General features: G+C 53.7%; 16 protein-coding genes. 3 read left to right on the top strand and 13 right to left on the bottom strand.

The window, feature by feature from the left end; genetic code table 11:
- Nucleotides 1-112: 112 nt before the first annotated feature.
- Nucleotides 113-1,636: a trypsin-like peptidase domain-containing protein gene (locus RBB76_RS22625; protein ID WP_429630981.1), complete on the top strand. Its 1,524-nt coding sequence runs from the start codon at nucleotides 113-115 to the stop codon at nucleotides 1,634-1,636.
- Nucleotides 1,637-2,178: 542 nt separating this feature from the next.
- On the opposite strand, the gene RBB76_RS22620 is transcribed toward RBB76_RS22625, so the two are convergent.
- The 13 genes from RBB76_RS22620 to drmD all read right to left on the bottom strand — a co-directional run bounded on the left by RBB76_RS22620 (nucleotide 2,179) and on the right by drmD (nucleotide 21,348).
- Nucleotides 2,179-2,475 carry an SOS response-associated peptidase family protein gene (locus RBB76_RS22620; RefSeq protein WP_429630983.1) on the bottom strand — a complete coding sequence of 99 codons (297 nt, stop codon included), beginning with the start codon at nucleotides 2,473-2,475 and terminating at the stop codon, nucleotides 2,179-2,181.
- 115 nt (nucleotides 2,476-2,590) lie between these two features.
- A complete protein-coding gene (locus tag RBB76_RS22615) occupies nucleotides 2,591-3,034 on the bottom strand; it encodes a hypothetical protein (protein ID WP_429630985.1) in 444 nt (147 codons plus the stop codon).
- A 459-nt stretch (nucleotides 3,035-3,493) separates the two neighbouring features.
- Nucleotides 3,494-3,625 carry a hypothetical protein gene (locus tag RBB76_RS22610; protein WP_433963482.1) on the bottom strand — a complete coding sequence of 44 codons (132 nt, stop codon included), beginning with the start codon at nucleotides 3,623-3,625 and terminating at the stop codon, nucleotides 3,494-3,496.
- 328 nt (nucleotides 3,626-3,953) lie between these two features.
- Entirely contained in the window at nucleotides 3,954-4,109 is a 156-nt protein-coding gene (locus RBB76_RS22605) for a hypothetical protein (RefSeq protein ID WP_429630989.1), read from the bottom strand.
- Nucleotides 4,110-4,610: 501 nt separating this feature from the next.
- Nucleotides 4,611-4,784, bottom strand: a complete 174-nt coding sequence (locus tag RBB76_RS22600; RefSeq protein WP_429630991.1) for a PEGA domain-containing protein — start codon at nucleotides 4,782-4,784, stop codon at nucleotides 4,611-4,613.
- Between the two features lie 31 nt (nucleotides 4,785-4,815).
- Nucleotides 4,816-5,103 (bottom strand): hypothetical protein, encoded by a 288-nt coding sequence (locus RBB76_RS22595; protein WP_429630993.1) that lies wholly within the window; start codon nucleotides 5,101-5,103, stop codon nucleotides 4,816-4,818.
- A 684-nt stretch (nucleotides 5,104-5,787) separates the two neighbouring features.
- Nucleotides 5,788-6,600 carry a DISARM system phospholipase D-like protein DrmC gene (gene drmC / locus RBB76_RS22590; protein WP_429630995.1) on the bottom strand — a complete coding sequence of 271 codons (813 nt, stop codon included), beginning with the start codon at nucleotides 6,598-6,600 and terminating at the stop codon, nucleotides 5,788-5,790.
- A gap of 6 nt (nucleotides 6,601-6,606) precedes the next feature.
- Nucleotides 6,607-8,457, bottom strand: a complete 1,851-nt coding sequence (drmB, locus tag RBB76_RS22585; protein ID WP_429630997.1) for a DrmB family protein — start codon at nucleotides 8,455-8,457, stop codon at nucleotides 6,607-6,609.
- Nucleotides 8,458-8,467: 10 nt separating this feature from the next.
- Nucleotides 8,468-12,007 (bottom strand): DISARM system helicase DrmA, encoded by a 3,540-nt coding sequence (gene drmA / locus RBB76_RS22580; protein WP_429630999.1) that lies wholly within the window; start codon nucleotides 12,005-12,007, stop codon nucleotides 8,468-8,470.
- A 16-nt stretch (nucleotides 12,008-12,023) separates the two neighbouring features.
- Nucleotides 12,024-14,021 carry a DUF262 domain-containing protein gene (locus RBB76_RS22575; RefSeq protein WP_429631000.1) on the bottom strand — a complete coding sequence of 666 codons (1,998 nt, stop codon included), beginning with the start codon at nucleotides 14,019-14,021 and terminating at the stop codon, nucleotides 12,024-12,026.
- Between the two features lie 11 nt (nucleotides 14,022-14,032).
- Nucleotides 14,033-14,695 (bottom strand): type IIL restriction-modification enzyme MmeI, encoded by a 663-nt coding sequence (locus RBB76_RS22570; protein WP_429631002.1) that lies wholly within the window; start codon nucleotides 14,693-14,695, stop codon nucleotides 14,033-14,035.
- A 57-nt stretch (nucleotides 14,696-14,752) separates the two neighbouring features.
- Nucleotides 14,753-18,190 (bottom strand): Eco57I restriction-modification methylase domain-containing protein, encoded by a 3,438-nt coding sequence (locus RBB76_RS22565; protein ID WP_429631004.1) that lies wholly within the window; start codon nucleotides 18,188-18,190, stop codon nucleotides 14,753-14,755.
- Nucleotides 18,187-21,348, bottom strand: coding sequence for a DISARM system SNF2-like helicase DrmD (drmD, locus tag RBB76_RS22560; protein WP_429631006.1), 3,162 nt, complete (start codon nucleotides 21,346-21,348; stop codon nucleotides 18,187-18,189). Before drmD ends, RBB76_RS22565 begins: the two co-directional genes overlap by 4 nt.
- A gap of 2,181 nt (nucleotides 21,349-23,529) precedes the next feature.
- Here drmD and RBB76_RS22555 point away from each other — a divergent pair.
- Complete coding sequence (locus tag RBB76_RS22555) at nucleotides 23,530-24,750, top strand: hypothetical protein (RefSeq protein ID WP_429631008.1); 1,221 nt, start codon at nucleotides 23,530-23,532, stop codon at nucleotides 24,748-24,750.
- The gene (locus RBB76_RS22550; RefSeq protein WP_429631010.1) at nucleotides 24,750-25,295 is read left to right on the top strand and encodes a hypothetical protein; all 546 of its coding nucleotides are present in this window, start codon (nucleotides 24,750-24,752) and stop codon (nucleotides 25,293-25,295) included. The genes RBB76_RS22555 and RBB76_RS22550 overlap by 1 nt, the downstream gene beginning before the upstream one ends.
- Nucleotides 25,296-25,306: the final 11 nt, after the last annotated feature.

Below are 25,306 nucleotides of genomic sequence, written 5' to 3'. Positions count from 1 at the left end.
AGCGACTGTTCAGCGGACTCACAGGAAAATCCGTCTTCCAGCAGTAATATCACTGCTTCTTTTATGCACCATCGGCGGCCTAGCGCAAGCTCTGAGGCCGATCGATGCTATCGTGGCAATTTTCTGTACAGTCTCGGAAAATCGGCTAAGCCTCGGAAGTGGTTCCTTTATAGACGATCACGGCACTATCTTGACCGCCTATCATGTCGTTGTCAACGCACGCACTATCGAAGTCAATTTCGACAAGCAGACATACACCGACATCACCGTCTTAGCGGTCGATCCGAAACGAGACCTCGCCATAATCAAAGTCAATAGCCCGGTACAGAACTTACAACACTTACAGGTCGCATCCGCTTCACCGACTTTCACAGGCGGTGAACCGGTGACCCTTTACGGTCACTCTGCGGAACTTTTCAACCAAACGGTCACAGCAAGCGTTTCCCGGCCGCCCCTTAAATCACAGGCTCTCAGAGACCCGATAACCAGCGCACCTATCTTTGCCTTACCCGAAGTAACCATCTTCCCCATCACCACAATCATTTTCAACGGTCTAAGCGGTGGGCCTATGATGTGGAACTCCCAATTGGTCGGTATCGTCTCTGGAAGTCTCACAGAAGGCGGCTCCATCGCGTGGGCGATCCCGGTAACAGAAGAATCGCTATCAACTCTGCAATCCATCAACGCTTCCCCAGGCAAATTCGCATGGCCTCCGTTTGAGCTAATGGCTGGGCAATGGAATAATTTGCGCGCAGAAATTACGGTCAGCGGAAGGCTCGTCCGCGCCATTGAGCGGTTTAGCGAGCTGATGACTGCGGTCATGTCAAGTGAGCGAACCGTCAAAGAGTCCTGCATACCAATGCGAAAGTTGATGGAAATATCCATTTCAACATTGAAGACCGTAGTGAATGACAATCCGGACGCACTCCTCAAAGATCTACCGGGCTCAACCATACAGACCATCCTAGCCCCTATCACAGATCAGAGCCGTTCCGCTTGCATGGAAGGAGTCGCAAAGTTTGGTAACTACGCCCAGCCGTTGGGGTCCGCATTTGAGGAGGAGGTCGGCAGCGCCGTAGAATTCGTTCATTCCCTCACTCCCAGCACGACAAACTACAAGATCATAAAAACAATGCTGGACAAGAGTGTAGCGCAGCAGAAAGAAATGGCCACCTATATGCCACTTTTTCCTGATGGTCTGGTGCAGGCTTCCCCGAATGTTCAGCTTAACGCAGATTCGAAAGCAGCCGTACTCCTCGATGTCTACCAGAAGCTTTGGCCCATCATCAGTTACATTACATCGCCAGAGGGCGCAGGACACATCGAGGGTGCTCTATTAGTCCTCCTACATTACGGAGATACGCTCGAAATTCTCCTTCAGGCTGAGGAACCCACCACTACTGTCACCATCTCGAAGGAGGAACTACTCTCCGCATTACGAAAGAAAACAGAATCCATCTCCGACAGTTCTGAGCGTGTAACTACAGCCCACTCCATCGACGAACTTGAAAAGACATACGGTTCTGACTCTTTCTTGACGGCATATCAGGCCTTTGTATCGGAGGCCTCCAAGAACATCACTTTGTTCGCTCCTTTCTTTCCTGCATTGAATCAAATGCTCATGGGGAAGCTGTAATCTCCTGGCTGTTGTGAAGTCTAACGGTTTCCGCATCGACGCGGAATCGTGCATCTTTGCCCAAGTTTTGAAGAGAGCTCTGGGGTCAAGGCGCTGCCGCTGCTATACAGCCAGGCGCTCAGAGTCCCGTAGCGGCCCATCATTTGAGGGCGGGAAAGATTGATGCCGCGCCTCCTGTTCTGAATATGTAAGCACTGAACCACCTCATCGTACTCACGTAACCATCTCTACATAAGGTGGCAGATGTGTCTGAACGCCGGCGTCGATTTGATCTTTAGTCGGCTAAAGATCCAGTTTGTCGTTAACTAGTTGCTCAGCCATGTTGGTCGCGTTAGCTGTAACGAAGCTCTTTAGGTTTACCCACCAAATCCGCCGGTTAGAATGAGAACTCCGCCAGCGACGTATCACACGAATGTGAGAGCAATCTGAACATTTAGGGAAGTGATTGGAGGCGGTGGAATGGGTAGTATCGGGCCTATAGGCGGTGGGATCGTTCTCATAACCGTCCAGCAAACAACATTCTTCTTATGCTCAGCCCAGGATCAGGCGCTGTTTACATCTCTGGACCGTTTGTTTCTGACATTCCCGACAAGCCTATTCTCCGGTGTCATCTTCATTCCATCTGACTCATACGGACGCAGGAGATCAATCGGTGGTCGAGACTCATCGTAGTCATTCAGCCACCGATCGTAATCATGCGGATGCAGGATGACTGGCATACGGCCATGAATAGGTTCCGTGAGCTCATTGGCCCCCGTGGTGACGATCGAGAACGTATCGAGTGGAGGGTGTACGCTTCCCCTTCCGAGGAAAAATCCCCTCCCGTTTAGAGGGAACACTGATGGTAGTTGAAGCCGCGGCTTCTAACAAAGCTACTTATCCGAACACCTGCGTCAGTGAATCTGCAATGTGGATTGGAAGGAAAGGTTAACTCCAGTAGAAATCAACCATAACCTAGTCAGGAAGCTGCGATACCTCGTACTGCTCTGATTGCAGATAGGCCAAGTGCGCCGCTTCAGCACGCTGGAATATTTGCCAACTGTCCTCTAACGACGCTTTTCGATCATACTTAAGACGCGTCCTTGCGATAGTCAGATCTCTTCTCTCAGGGCCGTTGAACCGATTTGTAATCATTTCCTTTAGTAGTTCGTCCATCAGGGTGAGGAGGGTTTTGCGATCACGCCATCGAGTGTAGGCCGGTACACCCATCTGGAAGAGCTTTTGGGCGCTGACAAAAGCGGTTGGCACGAGCACCGCTCCGGAATCAGATGGAAAATGATGCATAGTCAACCATCCGTTGAGCATTGTGCCTAACACCAATCCCACACCACCGATGCCGACGGTTGACACTTGCAGTAGTTGTGGGGTCGTAGATGGAACAGTATCAGGAGGAGGCATCGTGTCTCTCCTCTTTTGGCTCTCCGAGTAGGCCAAAATTGAACCGTTCCTGAATTTCAGGCGGGGCGATTGAATCTACCGTCGGTCTATAGAGCATCTGTGCCGCTACACGATAGAGACACAAGAGCGCGATTGAGATTCCGAATATCGCTATAAAAAGCAAACTATGTCTGTTCAGATGATGAGCCAGAAACTTGACTAGGGAATAGAAGTAGCAAGACGCGACAAGACCAGTTGAAAGAATGTCGGCCTGCTCTCCCTTTTTCGACGCGCTTGGATCCAGAATGTACATTAGCCACTCCAGCAGGACTTCTCGAGATCGAACTTGTATCAGATGACGCCTGAATGTCGTCAATGTCAACTAATTCTGTGTGCGGAGGAAACGAAAAGCCTACGCGTTAGCGTAGGCCGGATCCTTTTAATGATGTTCAACGTAGAGCAGAGACTAACCGTTGGCGGCTACTTGATGGTGACGGCGAAGACTAGGGTGCAGGCGTTCAGAGTGTTGTAGTCGGCAGGGAACGTGATCGTCCCGTCAGCGGTCGAGAGCATGTCGTCCCGGAGCACATCGTCGCTCAAGAACTCTGCCACATTGATCTCAAGAGCAAGGACGAAGAGAAGGGAGACACGCTGTTTTTGAAGTGGGTGGCCGAGGCTAAGAGAACTAGCATGCTTCAATTACCATCAGTGAGGTGGGGTGGATCCGTGATGAGCATAGTGGAGAAGCTCGAGGAGATCGCCAAGTGGCCGCCACGACTCTAACTTCAATAACAGCTAAACGTGAATAAGGGGCATCCTTGTTGAGAGATGCCCTATTCTGTTTTGGCTATGGGTTCATCCGTGTGATTACGCTATCCAGAGCAGCCCCGCATATTCCATTCGCCTCGGTATAAGATTGTCAGTCCATCGACGACTCCGATCATTCGATCACGATCTTCTTTGGAGACTCAGCAAACATGAGCGGCAAGTCCTCTTGAAGCCGCATCAGCTTTGAACCCGCATTCGTATTGCTTTCGAGGATATGCCGAGCCTCTACCTTCTCGAGGCGGTTAAGGGTTGCCCCTGAGATTCGCATGCTCGGAGACTTCACACGGCCCGGTCTGCTTTTCATATGCGGCTGTTTTGTGCCGTCACACTTAGTTCGGTGTAATGACTGGTTCAACGCAGTTAGATTCATGCCGCAATTGGAACATTTCCACATGTTGGTGAGCCCCCACCACAGCCTAACTCACTAACACCAGAAACCTATCAACTACCAGCAGGGGTAGAGCCGCGAATCTCTACCCTGCCCTTTGCATGAATGATCTTACGTCTTCCTCGACGATCGCTTCGCCGCCTTCTTCAACCCGGCCGCAATCGCCTTGGCGACCACTACCTTAGTACCTTTCTTCGCGATTGCTTTGGCTGCCGCTTTCGTGATCGGAAAGATGTTAAGGCGTCATTATGTCGCGGAATTCAATCGATGATCCATCCTGCGGGTTTTGAAAGCGCAGGCTTCTTCCAAGCGCCGTTCACTATCTTTTGCAGTTGATCAAGATCTTGTGTATCCCGAGGCACGGGCCACCTCCCCATAGACTTATTGCGTGCCTGGGGTTTTCGTCAGCACGGCGTTTATGTTGATGTCGTTCCCAGGCGAGATAGTGACCGTTCTCTGCCAAACGGCATAGCCGGTTTGCTCGACCAGGATTACGTGTGCCCCCTCGGTCAACTGGAGCTTCGACGGTGTGCTGCCGGAAAACTTGCCGTCCACAGTGATGTGTCCGCGCCATCTGGAGTCGACTTTACTGTGACAGAAGCTGCGGAAATTGAAGGAGCGACGACAGCGGTAGCTGTTGTCGCGGGTATCGACGCGCGGGGTCCGTCGTCAATCCCACAGCTTTCCGAGCGCGCTCGAGCTCTTCCTCGGTGAAGTGAGCTTCGACTATCTCTACGCGACCACCGGCGTTCTGGATCGTGCGAACATCGTTATCAGTCAGCCGGCCATGAAACTTGACGTTTTCCGGAAGCTTTCCGCCTTCAAACTGGAATTGCTTACCCCGGATTCCGAAACTATAGAGATGGCTGGTCACTTCGTCTGCTGGGCCCATACGCTTTAGGATGACGCACGGCTGATTCGCGTGCGCGGGCGATGTCGCTTGGCTGAACGAAATGCTCGAAGAACAAAGGGATGAACAGAACAATAAACCAAGCGTGCGTAATGCGGGAACTGGTCGTGACATTGTCCCCCCAGCTAAATGTGTTCGGACAATAATAAGCGGGTAGGGGCATTTCAACAACATTCGAGACGTGGTCGAGCTCTCGGCCCAGGTTTGAACCAAGAGGAGATGGCCTTAGGCTTCGACCGCTCCATGCGTCTGGCCCAGGCACGATGCCGAGATAACAGTCGCCGGGTGCATAAGTGAATGGCCTATGTGCCAATCCAAACTATGTTTAAACCCCGGAGTGTTTTTCATCCTGAGCTAGAAACGATAGCGAAAAGGGGGGCCGGGGGGTACGTGAAAAACGGGAAGTCAGATAGTGGTTGCCTACTAGGTCTTTGATAAGAGAAACAGACTACGATTTGATATGAATCGAGCCCACCCTGTGTAAAACCGGAGCATACTTGTGCTTACAAACGCCTTGATTCAATCACGAAAGACAACCAAAACATAATCGTTGTTCACGCCTACGGCACGGAAGCCGCCACATCTCGTAATGCTGATGTCTTCGCTCGATCTGCTTTCAAACCTCGCTTCTCGAACTCACAAACTGGCTCACATCCTGTGAAGCTTTGGATATTCCCACAGCTTCAAGGTACCATCCGCACACAAACCGTCAAAGTGTCCTGTGAGTCTGTGAAGAATCTGGTCACCGGTAAAGAGAGAGCCAAGTTCAAAGTTGCGATTGAAGGCGTCATCCGTGAGATTAGCGCTGGAGAGAACTGCCTGATCGTCAATGACTGCCACTTTCGCATGCAGCTTACCGGGTTTGCCATGAGCGTTCCGTTCTCTTTTGTCCAGAGGCCAGTAATATACCTGCGCGCCCTGGCGGATGATCTTAGGAAAGGCATTCAGCGCGTCCATCGAAAGCTGCCCCTGTGATGCTTCCTCAAACTCGAGAATAAGTCGCACGCGAACTCCTCTGCCAATTGCTTTTGCCAGGCCGTCTGAAAGTCGGGTAATTTTATGGGCGGCAAACGTAACCAGTAATATCTCTCGTTTCGCGAAATCTATTAGGTCATAGAGGACTTGGTCAATTCGTCGAGCAGGGATTTCACTCGAGGGGGAGGGTCCGGTCCACAGTAGTTCGACAAATTGCTCTTGCTGCTGCTGCGCAAGAACCGAAACAGATACCTCGATCAACACACTTAGCGAGTTCCAGGACATGTGGTTTTCAGCTAGGCGAATAACGCTTGCCAGACAATGGGCTGCGTCTCCATTGTTGGTAGCAGGCAAAGTTGCTATCAGACTTCTTGCACCTATCGAACTGTCGGTCTTGGACATAGTTAGACAAACGGTCTGTAGCCACGGGTGGTGAGCTCTGCGGATCAGATCGACGATGCTTTCTTTCAGGCTTGAGGGGATCATTCGTCTTTAGTCAAAGAAACAGGTGTTGCCGCCGGAGAAAGTCTTCACGAGGACTGACCGATCCAAATAGCGGTTGCCGCGTTCACAGGACGTTTCTGGTGCAAATTGACATGCATGACAGCATGCGCCATGAATACCTCGACCTGTAGTATCCGGGCGATGCTCCGCACATAAAGGATCGGAAGCACACAGACGCAGACTCTCCAACGCCTGTTGGAGGTGACGTCCCAGTGTCAGCGGATCGCCGAGCTCCACCAGACCGCCAAGAGTCCCTTCACTATCCGGTGCGGCGGTGTAGAGCAGAATACCAGCCATGGAGCCGCCTGCCTCACCGGGCTGACGGGAGTATAGACGCTCTCTCACGCTGGCTGCTGTATAGCCGCAGTCCAGGACAATTTGGCGCATCAAGGCGTGGGCCAGGGAATGAAGTAGAACAAAACGAATTCCTGGAAAGTTCTCGTCAAAGGGCTCAAGCTTGCGCAACTTACGCCACGCTTTGTGAGAATCCAAAAACTCCTTCTGGAGGCGAAGCAGCTCTGGCTTGCCTGCCCAATCGATGAGTTCTTTCTCGCGTATCCGTAGAAATATCCCCTCTCCACGGACCTCGGATGCTGGCAGCCATGTTGGGCTCTCCCGACGTAACGGAGTCAGTCGTCCGTCCCTGAGCATGGTTGCTTCCTCGAAGTCGGCATTGGATTCAATTCGTGTGAAACCCAGAAGAGCCCGCACCTCACGAATGCGTTCCACCAGAACAGTATCCTCGAATAGCTCCTCAAAGCCTTTGGGTGGTGCCACTCGTCGCAACTTAAAATCTCTGCTCTCCGCAGCTGAATCCGGCGCCGAGAACATCTGCCATTCAGGTAACTTTAAGTCTTCGGCAGCTGAGTCTTCTTTTCCACTTCCGTTACGCTTTGCTTGAATCGCGTCCCATATGTCCGTTTCCGTGAACTCACTAAAAAGTGGGATCAACGACTGGAACTTCTTAAGCTTCTTGCTGATGAGATGTACCTCATCGATGGTATCCAGGTCTTCGAGCTCGCCCCATTGTTCTTCCACGAGTTTACCGAGTTTGTCAGCCGCCCTCGGAATGGACAAAGCAGAAAGGGCTGTTGGGAACCAGCTATTGGAAGAACCAAGTAGGATCGCTTTGGCACGCTCACTGCACCCTTGAGGTTCAATCAGTCGCAAGTGCGGGTGGTGACCTGGACAGACGAACCATGTACTTGGGTCGGAATCGAAAGCGTCTGCCATGCGCCGTTCGGCATCGCAGGAGTGACACTTGACGACAATGTCGGAAGCATCGCCTGACGCTCCGTACTCCCGAAGGGTCAGTGTTGCAGGCTTGCAAGGAACATTTCCCTTGTGCACGAAGTTCAACCATGGGAAATCTGTCAGGTGACCTTCTCTACAAGCGAGGAGAAAACGAACAGACATTACCGCCGGCGGCTTTCCGCCTTTGCTCTTTAGGCATCCCCCATGTACGTATTCCGTCCTGTCCGGACGGTAAGAGTCCTGCACTAGCTTGAAGACCCCCGATTGCACAGTGGCGAGGGTGTCGCACAGTGAACAACGCATCCATCGCGGAAATGGCGCCACGGGAACGCCGATGGCGGGTGCGGCTGGATCATTGCCCGCGCCATCGAGCTTGGTAGGCGGCAGGTAAAGCCGGGACATTTGAGGACCAAGGCGTTTCTGTATCGCAGCAATTAGACGGTCTTCTTGGATGTCGCTGCAATAACGCGTATCCCAGTCATCAAGGCCCATTACTAAAGCTGACATATTGGGTAGGTCGATCAGCGAACCAACCCCGAACGTGTAGATCAGCTGACTGGGACGGATTTCGCCAAGTTCGTTCATCTTGTCATCCTTATTCTGCGTACAAACCCGTGGACCGCTGATCGAGGACTAGATCTACGGTGCCTTCGACATCCCTCAGGGAATCCAGACATGTGAACATCTCCCACCCCCTGGGGGCGGCATGCTCGAGTAGGCCTACCGTAGAACCGCCTTCTGGCTGGTAGCCGAGGCGGTGATCCGTCTGATTATGAACCCGGTTCAGCCACTCATCGCGGCGCCGGTCGAGCATATTGTGCATACGCTGTCCTACCGTCCGGTCGTGGGCCGCATTTTCAGCCCGTTTCTCCAGTTGAGCGAAGACCGAGGACATGAGCGAATCATTGTCCTGTAGCTGGCCCGCTTTGAGGTTCCCATTGAGTCTCTCTTCAGAAAGCCGCATTAGCGCGACCATTACGCCGGTCAAGCCGCGATCGAGAGCTCGAGCTGAGAATGGCGTTACGGAGAGAGCCTCGACATGCTTGTAAAAGGTCTCGTGGTAATGCTCGAAACGTTCGTAATGAGACAAATCGCGCGGCCTCGCCCAGTTGAACACTGTGCTGACCAGTCCGGGGCCAGCAGCGGAGCGTCCGACTCGGCTGGTAGCCTGAATGTATTCCGACGTATTTTTCGGTTGTCCCGCAACTAGCATCAGCCCAAGTCGCTCAATATCAACCCCTACCGAAATCATATTTGTCGCAAGGACAACGTCATAAGGAACCGGTGAGCTCGGCCGCTTCCCTTCCTTTCGCTCCACCGCGCGCTGGGCTTCCAACGCTGTGTCAAAGACTGACTCTAGTCGCTCCAATATCTTTGGAATATCCGTGCCCGATTTGCGAGAGGTCAGCTCCTCCAGAGAGCGAATCCTCCGCTTAGCTAGGCCTCGCTGGTCGGCATCGCGTAAGCGGGCCTTAATATCGTCGTCCACTAGTCGCCGAGTGCCTGCCAATTCCCTAATCGAGTTGAAATACCCAGTCAGAGTCATCCATGGATCCGCCAACTGGTCGTATTTCTCGAAGAGGACCTGAGCGGCGGCCATATGGGCTACATAACTACGGATCATCGCCACTGGGTACCGGCGGCCAAAGGCACAGATGCCAAGGTAACGCCGCCCCGGATACTCCGACCCAACCGTGCGCTGCAAGGCGAAGAAACTATCTCGAATACTAGTTCCCTGCGGTGGGAACACGTCCAGCTTTCTTACAAACAGCTTTTGCACCTGGTCGGGAGCGCGACGGATGGTCGCTGTGGAAGCCACAACCTTGGGACGCACCCTCTTGCCGTTCACCTCCCACGAGCACAATTCGTCTACGGCCAACTCATAGAGCGCAACCATCGATCCAAGCGGCCCGCTGATGAGGTGCAATTCATCCTGAATAATCAAATCGGGTGGCCGCAACAGACCGTGTTGTAGGTTTCTAACAGAGGGTAGACCATTTCGAGCCGGATGCGATTTTCCATCCTCGATCTCCGGAGAAAGGAATCCGTGCCGCGGGCAGACCTCATTGACCTTGCCGAAGAGCATCTGAATCTCTCCCTTCCAAGGCATCTGGGCAAACTTGTCCACCGTGGCAATCAGAAGTGATGGTGGCCGACGATAGATCTCTTCATCGACCACCATTACCGGCAATCCCTCTTTGGGAGCCTTTGCTTCGGAAAACTCGCAGTTCCCCAGATCATCGCCGCAGTAGGTGACACAACGGCCAATGTCGCTTGGTGCTTCATAAACCCGAAGATGCTGTTCCTTGATTTCACAGCCGCACCAAGGACAGGACGTAATTTGATGAGGCGTGCCGCCCATCGAAGGTCTACCACCCACCCGGCCCTGGCGCAACGAATTGGCGGCACCTTCCAAGGTATTTGGTGAGGTCTTGTTGCCTACCCACAGCCCGAGCCGGAACGGAGTCTCTCCCCATTTCCCTACATCGGCCCTACGGATAGTTTCGCAAGCGCACATGAGTGCTGTAGCGCGCTGAAACTGCTGTAGGGTCAAAAGACGCAAGGTGTACCGCATCAAGACAGCTATTCCATGGTTCCCACTTCGGCCAGCCACCGTCCCTTGCAGGCGACGCAATGCCAAAGTGTAGGCGGTTAACCCGAGATAGGCTTCTGTCTTTCCACCGCCAGTCGCGAACCACAACAGATCCGCAACCGCGTCAGTCTCATGGCTGCGATCCGGATGGTGCAGATCAGTCAGGCTCGGCAGATTTAGCAGAATGAAGGCCAACTGGAACAAGCGCCAGCTGCGGTTCTTCGCCACATCTAGCGATTCCACTCCTTCCTCACTCTTCATTTCCTTCTTCCTCACCTTTCGAGAGAATGTGGAATGGATTCGCTGCTGCCACATCGCTTGATTGGCGAAGCGGAATGCCTCCTCTGTCTGGGGGTTGGCATCAATCAAGTCAATCCCCGCCCTGATGCGATGAAGGGCACGGGTACAAGCGCTCACAGATCGCTGCGCGGCCTCCTCATGACCGGCCAGTTTCTCGCTCGGCAGGGTCAGCTTATTCTGCTCAGCCTTGATCCAAATACGATAAGCGGTCTCGATATGTCGCAGGGTTGTTATCAGTTCAGCCTTGGGCAGTTCTGCCCACACCTTCATGTCCATGGTCAGGCCGATGAGGTTCACATCCTCAGTCTCTGAACGCGCGGTCTGCTGGGATACCTCAAACTGAGGAATCCACTCCGTCTCAACTTGAACTGCCCTTTCGGCCGCTGGTTCTGGTAGGGTGGCGTGCACTGAGATGCCATGTCCTACCACAAACTCACGCTGGTGACGATAAAGCATCTCCAGTGTCTCGGTCTCTTCACGAGTCAGCGGGTCCATCTTGGAAAGGTCGGCCGTGACGCCTTTGCGCTGGACAAAGATCGGTTGGTGATCGATGCCCCGCACCCGCAGCTTGGGTTGGAATACCCAGACTTCATCTTTGGGCTCGCCACGACGTGTACGTTCTGGCTGCTGATTGACGAGGAACAGGGTCACAACCCAGCCATCAGGTGTCAACCGCATCCGACCTTGCAACAGAACCAGTGGATGATCAGGATGCATAACCTGCGGCGCGATGACTTTGTCCGTGAGAGGCAGAGGTACGGGCGTAACGATCACCGGTTTCCGTTTCCAGACATTGGCCGGGTTACCGTCCTTCTGCTGCTGGCTGGCGCTCTTGACTCGCAGATACTGTCCCCATTGTCCCTCTACAACGATTTCCTTCGTCTCTGCGGCCACGACAAAACTCATGCCCATCGAAGACGGGAAATATGTGCTGCCCGCCGGCACTCCGGCCTCTGCATTGCCTTCTTCACCCTCGTCAGCCTCGCCCACTGCCAGCTCATCCAGCTCTCCGCTTGGGATCTCGCTATCCTTTGGCGCCAACATGCCTACCAAATAGCGACCGTAGACATGGTCCTCAAATGCATTCAGTTCTTCTTCTACGCCGCCAGCTGGTCCAAGGAGGTCGCGGACGACCATATCGGTTAATTCATCACGAATCGCTGACGGTGTCGGAACATCTAGTGCGCTCTGAGTATCAACTCGCTCGGATACAGATGGATCAACTACAGGTGGAGTCATCATGCAAAGGCCTCTTCCTTCATATCTGGGACCAGACAATCTTCACAGCCTCAAAGAAAAGACGTTGGCGTTGTTCAACCTTGTCTCGTGGAAAGGCGCCTGTTTCATCTGCCTCAACTGCCGCGTCCTTCAATGATTCTGGAAGCACGTCGAGGTCAACCGCGGCTATATGGCCAGCGAGAAGCTGGTTCCATATCACATCGCTCATTGCATAATCAGTTAGCTTGTCCCGGTAGACATCATTACCACTACTGAGGTTTTGCAAGTCTTTCAAGAGCAACACCATTCCCATCAAGTTCCTTGTCTGCTCAAATAGGGACTCGTCGAACAAACCCGTTGCGCCGTCTGTGAACAGCGCTTTATTCTCCTCGTTGTAGGCATAGATGTGTTCGAGATGCATCCCAAACCGCTTCCGGTTTGATCTGTTGAAGCGCTCTTCAATATCGGAAAATGCGCCTTGGCAATAACTGGGTTTATCAAGCAATTGGCTTAGCCAACGATCGATGCGCATGAGCAGATACTTACTGAAGTTCGTTTGATTGTTCCGAGCCCCTCTCATGCGTTCGTATGTGAAGATGTCCGACACGCTACCTGCGAAGTCTTTCTCTAGTCTTTCCTCGTCTTTAAGCATGTTCACGATTAGTTCATCAAATATCTGCCGGCACTGAGCATTACATTTGTTCCGAAGGTCTCTATTGAGCCCATAAATCACTGTCTGAAACTTGTTGCTCTCATATAGCCCAAGAATGCGGAGGATGACATGCAGCTGGTCAAACTTCGCGGATATAGTTTGGATCTTTTCTTCCCTCTCCGGGTCGTTGAACCGGATTGCCGACATGATCAGGAGGTATTGCTGATTTTGCTCTATCAGCTTGTTGTAGAAAAGATGTTCGCGGTCAGGGTTATAGTCGGCCCTTAATTCTTGATAGAGTCTTGCAAAGTACTGGATTTCATTCGTGATCAGTGCGTAAAGAGTTGCCTGATTTCTGAAGTCGCCAAAGTGATCACGAAGCTCTGGGCGACGGTAGATCTCATAGTGGTAATCACTCTCGAAGGCCTTGTAGTCGTCGACGCTGTTGGCGAATTTGGCTCGGAAGTAGACACGAAAGAAATCGTCGAGATCGATGCTGACTTCACCGGCATTCTTGAGTTCAGTGCGATAGTAGAGATTCTGAAGATCGACCCAAATCTTATTTGACTCCTCCTTTTCCGTTGGAGGCAGGTTTCCTATCAGCTTGCCTTTGAGGATCTCGTATGGTTTCAGGCCAAGTCCCCGGTCGTTTACGACCTCGAAGATCATAGCCACGTTGTCCTGTCTCTCTATACGAATCTCGACGATCGACACGCGATCAAGCACATAGGTGATGTAGTAGGTCAGCTTGCCGAGATCATAGCCGCTTGGGTCGGACTCTAGTCGGAAGAACGAATCGAAGTAACTACTTATGGTGCCGAAGTTCTCTTTCAATCGCTTTTGCGTCTCATCCACTGGGACGAAGGCGGTCTCCTCCACGAGAGACCGCAGCTGTGTCTCGCGATTCAAGTTATATATCTTGAAGCGTGTCGCCCCTCCGAAATCATCTTCCTCAAAGATCAGCGGTCGGAGTGCCCCCGGCCTAAAGGTCTTGCCTTGGGTCCCTTCGACGTCATCTACCTGCTGAAGAATTTGATAGAGTTTGATTAGCATCAGCAAGATCGTCGTGAGCCGCTGCTGGCCGTCTACGATGGTTGTTGAAGCGGGAGATGTATGCGTCAGGTAGGTATTCAGGAAGTACGGGTCGAAGTTCTCCAGTACGTCCTGCTGAATCTGCTGAGGGGATGTTCGCCTGCGCTTGCCCAGCTCGAAACGCACTTCGAGGTCGTTGAGCAGAGTCTTCACCTGCTCGTCAGTCCACTTATATTCGCGCTGATATATGTCGATGTAGTATGAGCGCTGCGCATTGAACACTGTGCGAATGAACTGATCGTGAGGCGTTATCAGCTTTTGGATCGTTGTCTGAGAAGTGCTAACCTCTGGCATAAAATCTCTTTCTATACGAATAGTGATGACGCGGGATCCATGCTATCTTTTTCAGGCTTCCGTTTTTGCTTTCGAGCTGATCTGGATAGGCTATTGAATGCAGCTGCTTCTTCCGATTCTTCTTCCGCATGGCGTTGATGGTTGAGGGTTAGCAGCCGGTCGAGCACTTCACGGCGGGCTGCTTCCGAAATGGTGTAGCGCATGCCGTGTTTGGTCTCACGGAAGGCGTGGCCAAAATCGAAATTGTTCCAGTGGTAGGCGGCAGCAACCGCGTTATCCATTTCAAGATGAAGGCTGCGTAACTCAAAGATGTCGAGCCCCTTCTCCAGTGGGTCGTGGAAGCGATTGTACGTTTTCGTCAGTCCTTCGAAGCGGCTTTGCATTATGGATTGACGGCAAGTGTAGTAGCGCTGACCGACGGACTCAAGGCCAGCAAAAGATTCTGGGAACGGAAATGTCTCGAAGCAATCCGATGGTGTGTAGACGGGCCGAGTTTCGAGCGAAGATCCGTAGGAATGAACCCACTCCGTGTGCACAACCGATTGCAGAACGGAAAAATGTGAATTTGTGGCGATTGGGAATACGACCAACTTGTGCCCGTACACGATTGACCCATCCTTAAATACGAATGAGTGGTATTTGCTCGTTTGCGTGACGACGATAAGTCGCTTCAATTGGTTAATAGCAGCGTAAAGGTCGGGACGCTTGTCGGCGTAGATCCACCATTTTAACTAGAGCGGGTAGCGAAGCTGGTACTCCCCCTCATCGGTCTTGCGTGTCCGTTCCGGCTTAACCTTCTCTTCCACAATTGCCAGTAGATCCGGGTAATCTGCGGCTACCGGGTCGGGATAATCCGCTGGTACGATGCCTTCCCGCAGCCATGCTTTCAGCTGTTGAGGATCGGCCCCCAGCCAACGGCCCACGCCCAGTCGGTTCAACGGCCAATCGTGAAAATTGATGACCCATCGACTGGCAGATTGATCAGGGCGGCTGTTCAGATCTTCGCCATTCAAAAACGGATCGAGACAGTCGGCATTCTTGGCGCTCTTGGCGATCAGTGTCTGCGCCTCCTCCGGCGTTAACATGAAGCCCATGCCCAGCACGTATGAGCCTATAAATGATTTATTGCCATTTGCCAACAGCCTGAATGGTTTGCCCTGCACACGACCTGGGGGGGCGAGGGAGGTTGTAATGCCAATTACCGGCAGGTCGTCGAGCACATAGGCACCCTGCCAATCACCGCGCCGTAGCCAGACATGCGCCACTTCGAGGGCCGCCAATCCCGGCCAAGGGCGGCTGGGGTTGGCGCGGATAAGGCAAAAACCCGCCTCTTCCAATTGATCCAATCCCACTTCGCGGGTATCGCCTTGAGCGATTGTGTTGGTCGCGAGCAGCCCAGCCATGCCACCATCGCGAAGCATTTGTCCGACGCGCAAGAAGAAAAACGCGCACAGGTCGGCGTGGCCTTTCACTGCGTTGCCGATGATCGCCGCGATGTATTCGCGATATTCCTCACCCAGAGCGCCACGGATCTTCTTCCCTCCAACGAATGGCGGGTTACCAACAAAGGCGTCAAACCCACCACGTCCCATGATTTCCGGAAAAGCCAACGGCCAGTGGAGGGTCTTGCGTCCACCTATTTGCTCTTTGGCAAGTCCGCGTAGCTCTTCCAGCCCTTTGGACCAATAAGCCATCATGCGGTCTGCGGCGATTTCGAGGACCTCGTCGTATTTCTTACCCTTGAGCCCTTTTAATTCCGTCGCTACCAGCGCGTCTGCCACGGCCTTTAGTTTTCCCACTGCTTCTTCCGCCTCAACATATAGCGCAATCTTCGCAACGATCTGTTCCGGCGTGTCAGATGGCATGGCCTCCAGCATCTCTCGCTTCTTCTTTGCTTCTTCAACATAACGCCAGAGATTCATAGTGCTGAAAGCAATTTGCTTGCCGCCTTCCAGGCGCAGGCTGAACTTCTCCAATTGCTCAAAACTACTCAAACCTAGAAGTGAATCACCACACTTGAAGGCATGATCAAGGAAAGTGAATGGGCGTTTGGCATCCAGCGTAGTGAGCCAGAGGGACAGCTTCGCCATCTCTACAGCCATAGGATTGATGTCAACGCCGTAGAGGCAGCGATCAGCAGCAATGCGCCGTGCAATGGCGAGGCGCTCGGAGGCATCCTGCGGGACGAGCCTTTCGCTCGGCACAGCTTGAGAGAAGTCTCCTTCGGGAGTAATCAGTATCTCCTCAGGATGCTTCTTCTCTTCGTTCTCCCATGCTTCTGTCAGTCGTTCGGCCAGATAGCGGCAAGCTTGCACGAGAAACGCACCTGACCCCATCGCCATGTCGCAGACCTTCAGATCAAGAATTTCCTTCGGCATTTTAAGCAGCCACTTATCCCGCGGCCAGCCCTCCGCGGGTCCTTGATAAACTAGCGGTTCCAGCGTGTACTGAACGATCGGTTGCGTGAGAGATGGCGGAGTGTAGTGCGTACCAGTGCTGCGCCGCGCAGTACCGGCGGTGACATAGACACATCCTGGGAGCACTATCAACGGACGCTCGAAGGAGTCTTCTCGGATCACGCCAGCAAAGGGGCGAATCCGCTGAAGTAATTCCTCGTCGTGAGCACAAGCAATGAGCAACTTATGCTCATCACCCAGATTACCGATTTCTAAGGCCCGCTTGATGGCAGAGGCGGAACGTCCAGTTTCGTCCTTTAGTAATTCAATCAGTTCGTCTTGACCTTGCGCCAGCTTTGCTTCCAGCGTGGTCAAGGGGATCTCGGCTTCTTTCTTTCGAGTACCCTCAATACCTAGCACGGTTTCGTGAGCGCGCTTCGCAACATGGTCCAGCAAACCCTCGTATACGTGGCCAATTTGTTCAACGCCAAGTGCAAGGAATGAGATCCGCCGGGTTTCAGATGGCCCGCCGCCCGGCATCTTGATACGCAATCTTTGAAGCGAAGTAAGGAGGTGCAACGCCACCCGGTTGTTGACCGCGAGGGGCTCCGCCTGCGTTGAGACCCAGTTTGTGCCTATGCTCCGACCCTCGAGGAATGGAAAGCGATCAGGATCGAATAGAGAGCCGCCATAAGCCGGTATCAGCAAATCCTGGTGATGCACGCCAGCATGCACTGCACGAAACGTCGCCAGGAGACGTGCCCAGGCATCGCAGCGCCGCTCGAGCACCTGCGGTCCATGAAGGTCGGCAACTTCTTGCAACTGTTCGAGCAGAGTTGAAACGGCGTAGTTGTCGTCGTAAAGCGGTTTGCCAAGAAGCAGCAGACCGCGCTCTTCGGCGGAGAACAGGAAGACTAGCCGCATCATCACGGTCAGTGCGGACTCGTAAATTGCAGTATCCGAAACGCCTTTGAGGAGCGTTCGATTGGCATCCTGGTCCAAAGTGTCGAATGCTTGCACCAACACTTCGACCGCCTCACGCACCTGATAGCCGAGCTGGTCGGTTACTTCCTGCTGATCTTGGGAGCTCTCCTTCAGCATCCCCAGCAACCTGTCGTCAGAGGCAACCCCGAAGAAGCGGCGCACACCGAGCAGAGAGTGGAAGGCACGTAGGGTGATCGGCTCGTCAAGCCACAATGCTCCATACCAGGAGGCGTAACCAGTAGTCTCGCCCCGCGGAGCGAAGACCAGCATCCAATGTTCGCCGTTGGTGACGAGACCGAGTGCCACGCCGCTGGTGTGCAGCAGTTCCATCATTCGCGTTCCAGGGTTAGCCTTCCAGTGCTTACCGATCACGGGGCGGTCGAGAGCCTGTTCAGCGGGGTAGCTGCTTATCAGCAACTGGGCTTGACCAGCCGCTTCACTCCCGGCGGGAGAGACAAGCGCGAAGTCTGGCCGCAGGGTTTCCCCCATCTCCGCCACATTCGCTTCCAGCCCGGCAGGGAGCGCTTGGTTTTCGACGATCAGAGCCGCGGGGTAGCCGAGTAGAGCGGTGAGCACATGCAGAACCCAGGCGCGCTGGCGACCAGGGGCAGTGAGCTTTTCCTGCCAGTCCTCGTAGGCAGCCCGCAGGGCCTTCGCTTGCGCCGGATCACGGGGATCGAGACCTTGGGGGAATACCCTAAGAAGCACCGGCAACGAGACGAACGGGCCGGAGACTTCGATGAGGGAGAGCCAGTCGGCGTGGTGTCGCGAGGTGCTGATGCCGCTCATGCTCGACCTCCGGTGATTTCGAGTACTGCCCTCCGCGGGATAAGCCAAGTTACCGCCACTGGGAACAGCCTGGCACTCGGGTCGCGGAATCGGGAACGAATGTGCGCGGATTCGCGTTCAATCTCATCCGGAATCTCCATGAATCGACGCCTCAAGGCAGACAGATCGCGTTCGCGCTGCTGCTTACCAATTTCATCGCCCCCCAGATCAAGCATGAGCTGAGGATTGTCCTTACTTTCCAGCTCCCCCTGAATGGCGCGTTGTAATTCGGTCATTACGATCTTGAGCTTGTTCCCTTCCTTCTCTGCCAATTCTTCGAGATTCTTCTCCAAATTCTTAGTGCGTTCGGCGCGGCGAGCTTCGAGAGATGCCAGGAGAGCATCGTGTTGCTTGGGCCACAGTGCCTGAAAACGGGCTTCGATGGCGGCAGGTACGGGTGTATCAGTGGCAGCAGCTAGCGCAGCCTTGGTCTCACTGACATTAAGCCGGCTGAAACGGCCTTCGATCAGCGCTCCTCCGGCGGCAATGATCTCTTCATGCAATCGATGGTTGTCACCGCCAAGAACGACGATGCGGCCGTGTGCGATCACGACTGGGTGACTGAGTGCGGAGTCGTCAACCACGCAGGCGGAGACGCGGGACAGGTGTTTGGCTTGCGTACCAAGGGACCATATCTCCGCCCGTAGCAACCGTAGGCACATCTGCACTAGACGGTGATTAAGATGGGCAAGAACAACATCATCGCGGCCCGCGGCCAGCGCGGGGTCGAAGACGATGGGGCGCATGGACTTTGTGTGCGGATGTGCCAAGCCTTCGGCACACTGAGCCCAGGTGCCGGAGAGTGCAGGCAGACGGAAAACCGGGCAGGATTTGCGCACACCGGTGGGGTCGGGCCAGATACTCTTCATTTCGACGGGGATCAATGCGGGTTGCTCGGCCAATTCCATGCCGACACGCACGACGTTCTCGATGTGTTCGGGGGTAAGGTTCAACTCATGTTGGGTCTCGTGCAGCTGCGAAGCCAGCCTCTCCAGTTGCTCGCGCAACTTTCGATCAAACTTGAGCATACGACGAACTGGTTCGGCATCCAGCTCGGCACGGGTCGTATCGAGTCGGTTGCGTCGGCCCAACATTGCTTCTTCGACTTGGCTGGCGATGACCGGACCGACTTTACCCAAATCTTCTCGTATTGTTTCTAGCTTGAGCGCAGCGCGCATGAGGAATTCCAGATCCCCTTCCAGGTCGCCGACCTTGCCAGTCGTACTCGCCGAACCGAAGCCGCGGCCCACGAAATGGTGGATGAGCACTTCATTCGACTTCTGGCCGTGGCGGTCCACGCGTCCATTGCGCTGCTCCATACGATTGGGGTTCCAGGGGATCTCGATGTGGATGAGCCTCGAGCAGTGGTTTTGGAGGTTCACTCCCTCAGATGCTGCATCGGTAGCTAGCAGAATACGTACGGTCGACTGTTTGGGGGGCGTCTGGAAGGCAGCCTTAATGCGCTCGCGCTGATCCTTAACCATCCCGCCGTAGATCATTTCCAGCCGACCTTCTTCCGCGAATCTCTCGCGGGCCAAAAGGTCGTAGAGCCATTTCTGGGTAGCACGGTATTCGGTAAACAGAATCACTCGCTCTTCGTTCCACTCACCGCCGGGCTTGAGAGTCTGCTTCAGCCAATCAATCAACGTTTGCGCCTTGCAATCAGCTCTCAGACTGGTCTTGGCAGCGTATTCACTGAGCTGCTTGAGTAGACTTCGTTCTTCGGCAGAGACCGGCGAAAGTGCTTGGCTCGCCGATCCCATCACTTCACCCATCTGGGCTTCATATTCCTCGTCGTCGTCGTAATCGTCGCCGTAATCAGCAATGTCCCGTGGATAGCTGGCGGCCGCGTTCCTGGCGCCAACCGTATTGATGTGTTTTTCCAGCGTGATGCCAAAGGCAGCCGGAGACGAGAAGAGGCGCTTCTTCAGTAACTTGAGGACAAACTCCGCAGCAAGCCGCTCACCTTCGGAAGCGGCGCTCTTGAGGCGCAATTCAGAATACCGTTGCAGGTTGGAATGGGCTAGGCGTTCCTCGTCTGTGTACGGCACCTCCAAGTGCTTCACGACTCGCTCAGCAAATCGCCGACTGCCGTCCCAGCGCAGCTTGAGTTCAGACTTCATGCGGCGGACCATCACCGCATCAAGCTGGGAGCGGTCGGGCGTTACGGCACGGGCAAAACGCTGTCTGTCGAGCAGCTCGAGCAAGGCGGCAAAGCTCTCCCTATAACCGTTGTGCGGGGTGGCGGAGAGGAACAGTTTGTGCTCAAAGTGGGGTGCCAGAGACCGGATGGCGTCGGTACGCATGGAGTCCGTCGCATACTTGCCTCGGCCAGACGGTGCTACGTTGTGGGCTTCATCCACGATCAACATGTCGTAAGCCCGTGGATAGGCGGGCTGATCGCCGGCCGGCAAGGTTTCCCGGAAAGTGCGCAGTTGCCTTTCGCGCTTGAGGAAGTCAATGGAGGTGACGAGCCGCGGAAAGTGGGACCAGGGATTTACATGGATGCCGCGTTTACGTCGCAATTGGCTGATACTTTCGCTGTCAATGATGCGGAACTCAAGGCCGAACTTATCTCGCATCTCTTCTTTCCATTGGAGTTGCAAGGAAGATGGGCAGATGATCAACACAGAGCGCACCCGGTGTCGCAGGATCAGCTCCTGCACCACTAGGCCAGCTTCGATAGTCTTTCCCAGACCAACGTCGTCGGCGATCAGCAGATTGACTCGTGGCATTGAGAGCGCGCGCACGACCGGGTCAAGTTGATACTCGTCAACTTCAATTCCACTTCGGAACGGCGATTGAAGGGCGCGATCATCAGCCTGAGAAACGGCCCCCCAACGCACCGCATCAAGAAATGCCTGCAACCGCTCGGGGGGGTCGAATGACACCGGCCCAGGCAGCGTGGACTTCTCACGTACCGCAGTCCCCGGTTCTACCTCCCAAACGACCTGAAGTTCCTCACCCAGACCATCATCCTCGACCGATGAAAGCTTGATTAAATGTGAGGGACCCTTAGAGCCCGGGGTGAGGCCCATGGCCGAAGGGATGATTTCGGTGACGACAAAGGGACGTTTTCGAACGACAACTAACTGGCCAATTTCCGGACGAAACTTCATTATTAGAGATCCCACTCGTAGCTCTTTATTGCCGGAGGCAGCTACCCAGAGTCTCAAGCATCTTTAGGGTCGGCAGCGGTCGGCAAGGGATTCAGCTGATCTGTCGATACCTTCTGTGTTCTGTTCGACACCGACATCGCGTAGTGTAACAGTCGTTCCTTTGATGTTTCGAAACATGGGTGTTTAAAGCTGGGTCCATAAACGATTCCCGAGACCAAGGTAGCGCCGCTGCCGGCAACCAGGGCCCAAAACCGTCCAGTCAGCGCCAACGAGGCCCTGGGGCCCGAGATCGCTTTTACACACTTCTGAGCGTCGGGCACTTGGACTACGAAGATCTATGCACTCAGAACGAACTGGCGTTTCATGGCCTGAGCCGCGGCCTGCCGTCCAACGGCTACTACACCCGCCCCCGGAGAGAACTAACAGCCTCGAGTGCATTTTTTGCATGGTTAAGAGCTGGGCACGGATGGGGTAGGCTTGGCGCCTACCTTGAAACAGATTAGGAACAACAGTACAACTGCGTAAATAGATCTCACATTATTTTGGCTACCGCGCAAGACTTCTCTACTATTCGATTCATGGGCCGAAATCCCATACCACTCCAGACAATACTCGACCAAAATCCGTGGAGCCGCTTGACGGTTATCTGGGAAGCCAGCACGGGTGCCAATCACCTCCGCCGCGTCCGAACAAGATGTGTCTGCACCGGGGTTGAAAAAGACTTCGATCTCGTTGAACTGACAAGAAAGCGACGTTTTCGAAGATCCTGCGCATGCTTGAAAAAGGAAGCTTATGCCTGACAATCTAGCTTGAAATGATCTCGCTTTCGGTCGATCCCCACTTTGAGATCCGGGAGGCAGCGCAAGCCAACAATAAAGACTCTTCGCAGCGTAATCTCGTGAAGAGGTTCGGTTTCAACAAATATCTAATCGGGTCCATTTGTTGCTACCGTTGGACGTCTGGTGCGAACCTTTCTATCCACGTGCGCTGAGGAGGAATGGGCAACACTCGCTCAACAAACGAGAACCGCTATGGCCAACAATAAGTTGGAATACTTCGGATTTGGGCAAAATCCTCGCTCTGCGGCAGACAAACTTTTCTTGTTTCAGACTGTGGGAAGAGCGGCACAGCTCCGCCAGGATTACTACATGATGAACCTCTTCAAAGAAACCGAGTTCGGGCAATGTGTGACCTCATTGAGTGGGTAACTGACACTCACCAGTCGACCCTCGACAAAAGGCATTTAATAAGGCGGCAGGAGCTCTAAGAGCGACGGAAGAAGTTGCAGTTCAGAAAAGCCAAGGAAAGACAATCGAACAACAAAAATGGGATCGAGTACAGATGCTTTTAGATCTCCGTCTCAAGTCTAAGCAAAACCGAGGACGTTAGAGTGAGGCTGTCGTTCCCCGTACGCACAATCGATCCCAATCCCCGCTCCGAAGAACTTGGGAATTGCAGGGCAGGTTAAGTCTCACTACGTCCGCTGTCCTCGCTTCGGTCTCGGATTGCGCTGGGACATCAAGGACGACGGCCGCCTCGCGCGTATAGATGGAATCCCTTTTCCCGCAGCGATGCACCCAGTCGCACTTTGGATTCACGATGCAGATCCGGAGGTCCGGCTGACTGTTCATCAGAACTACTCCGGCCCGGCGGCGAATCAGCGTTGCATCTTATCGAGTGGCCGATTATCAACCACCGACCACTTGGATGGGGTCGGTCGATCATAGGCCGGGAGAGCGTGAAACAGCCTCTTTTGTACATTTCGTGGGTACTTAGGCGACACTTCAGTTCCTAAGTCGCTTTGGAAGATCCCATAGTATAGCTACTTTTGTTCTACCGGTTTAAAGGTTCTATCCATTTGTCTTCGAACATAAGCGGACTACCTCCGGTCAGAGTGTTCCAAAGTATCAGGTACCGTCCACGCATAAATGGTTATGGAGTCCTTGGTGCGTCGATACGTCTCGATCCTTTTGACATTGCGGCCTGGGTGCGTGCGCGGACCGCGAAGCCCACTGTGGTCCTGGAAACACCGTCAAACATGAGTTTGATCGTCGTTGGCAAATTCTCAAATGTAGTTGCGCGAATTCCTTTGGTGTCTTCCACTTTCATGAGTACGCGTTAGAATTGGGAACTACATCACCTATGACAAAAACAAACATCAAGCCCGTCGTCCCGGACGATTTGCTCAAAAAGATCGCCATCCCCGAAGCCGTTATAGACGGATTCGTCAGCACGTTTCAGCCAAGCGAGAGCGCAGAAGTGTTCCACGTGTTCGCCGATCCGAGAACACTTGCTCTTTATTCGGAGTGTCATGTACGGGCAGACAAACTCGTCTCGCTATCCACGACCGATGTTCCTCTAGATCCCGAAGACCAGCCCGACTACCGCGCTAACAGAGACATTGTCGCCGATCACACGGCCTTTGTTGCTATGAAAAACGATGCGAAGCTACGACGGAGCTTCAGCAATATCGTGACCGAATTTACGACCGAATTTGACGCGGAACACCCTCTTAAGATAATTGGGGGACAGCACAGGTTTGAGGCAATAAAAGAAGCTCTCGCTGAGGGCATCAACGAGATTCACGGAATCAAAGTCTATTTTGGTCTTAGTCCCGAACAACGCCTCGATGCTCAGTTGATTTCAAACACCGTCATAGCCGTTCCGACCGATCTGTATGACCGCATGCAGGAGACGATGCGTGGCCCTGAACTCCGTGACTGGTGCCAAAGAGTAAATCTCCTCGGACCATCCCAAGACTTCGCGGATAAACGGCAGCGAGGCGCTCAAATTACCGTCAGCGCCGCTCGAACGTTCATTTTGAATTACTTCCGTGGACAGTCTGTCGCTCAGAGTGAGTTCGACAAAACTGACACTTCACCCAAGATTTGCAAGAGCGGCGGAACAGATAATGATTGGGAGCAGCTTAGGAGTAACAGCAAGATTTGGAAGGACGCTAAGCTAGAAACGGCTGCGAAGGAATTCGCAGCTTTTGTGGAGGCGCAGCGTACCGCCTTCGAGGGCAAAAAGAAGGGTGCGCTTGATTTTCAAGAGAAAGCGTTGAACTATGCAGTGCTGTCTGCGTGGGCTTACACGGCCGGTATTCTCTCGACCAACCCGACTCGCCTAACAAAGCATTTTGCGCTGAAAGATCAAGCCGGAAGGGATCCGCTGAACGCAACCGCCCTCGCCAAGGGCCGACACGGTACCGACGCGGAAAACTACCGCGGTTTAGGTTACCGGACAGATGCTAAGGAACGCGGCCGGTTTGTAGAGTTGTTCTGTTTGCAAGCTGAAAAAGGCGACGGCATCACAGCAGCACTCGTGGACCTCGCTATGAAGAAGTACCACGCAAAGCAAGCTGTCCTCGAAGTTCAGAGCGCTGAGAAGAAGGTCGGTTGATGGCAGCTCTTTCGAGTTTTGGCTCCGATCTTCTGGAAGAGGCCAAGCACTTTCTAGAAATGGCTCGAGGCGCAAAGGACTCAGATGGTCGGAAGGCCTTCTTGCATGCCGCGCTTATGCTTGGGTTTGCCGCATTCGAGGCACACCTGAACGCCATAGCTGATGATTTCCTCTCGCGCGCAGATTTGAGCCCGCATGAACGCGGCCTGCTCGCTGAGCAGGCGGTCGATCTAGTCGATGGAGAATATAAGGCGAAAAACGTCCTCAAGATTCATCGTATCGAGGATCGGGTACTGTTTCTCTGTCGCCGCTTCTCTACGAGCCGCGTTGACCGTAAGGCGCCGTACTGGAGCAACTTCTTAGAAGCTTCGCACCTGCGGAATCGCCTGACCCATCCAAAAAGCGAACTGCCCGTAATCGGAGACAGAGCAGTCGAACGAGCTCTTCATGCAATTATTGAATTGCTCAACTTTATGTACACGAGCATCTACAAGAAGAAACTGCCGGCATACAACCGCGGACTGTCTTCTAAGTTAACCTTCTGATTGCACTGCCC

This window comes from Tunturiibacter psychrotolerans, from assembly GCF_051013365.1.
Classification (GTDB): Bacteria; Acidobacteriota; Terriglobia; order Terriglobales; family Acidobacteriaceae; genus Edaphobacter; species Edaphobacter psychrotolerans_A.
Note: the sequence above shows the minus strand (reverse complement) of the source record. Positions and strands in the feature narration are given on the sequence as shown.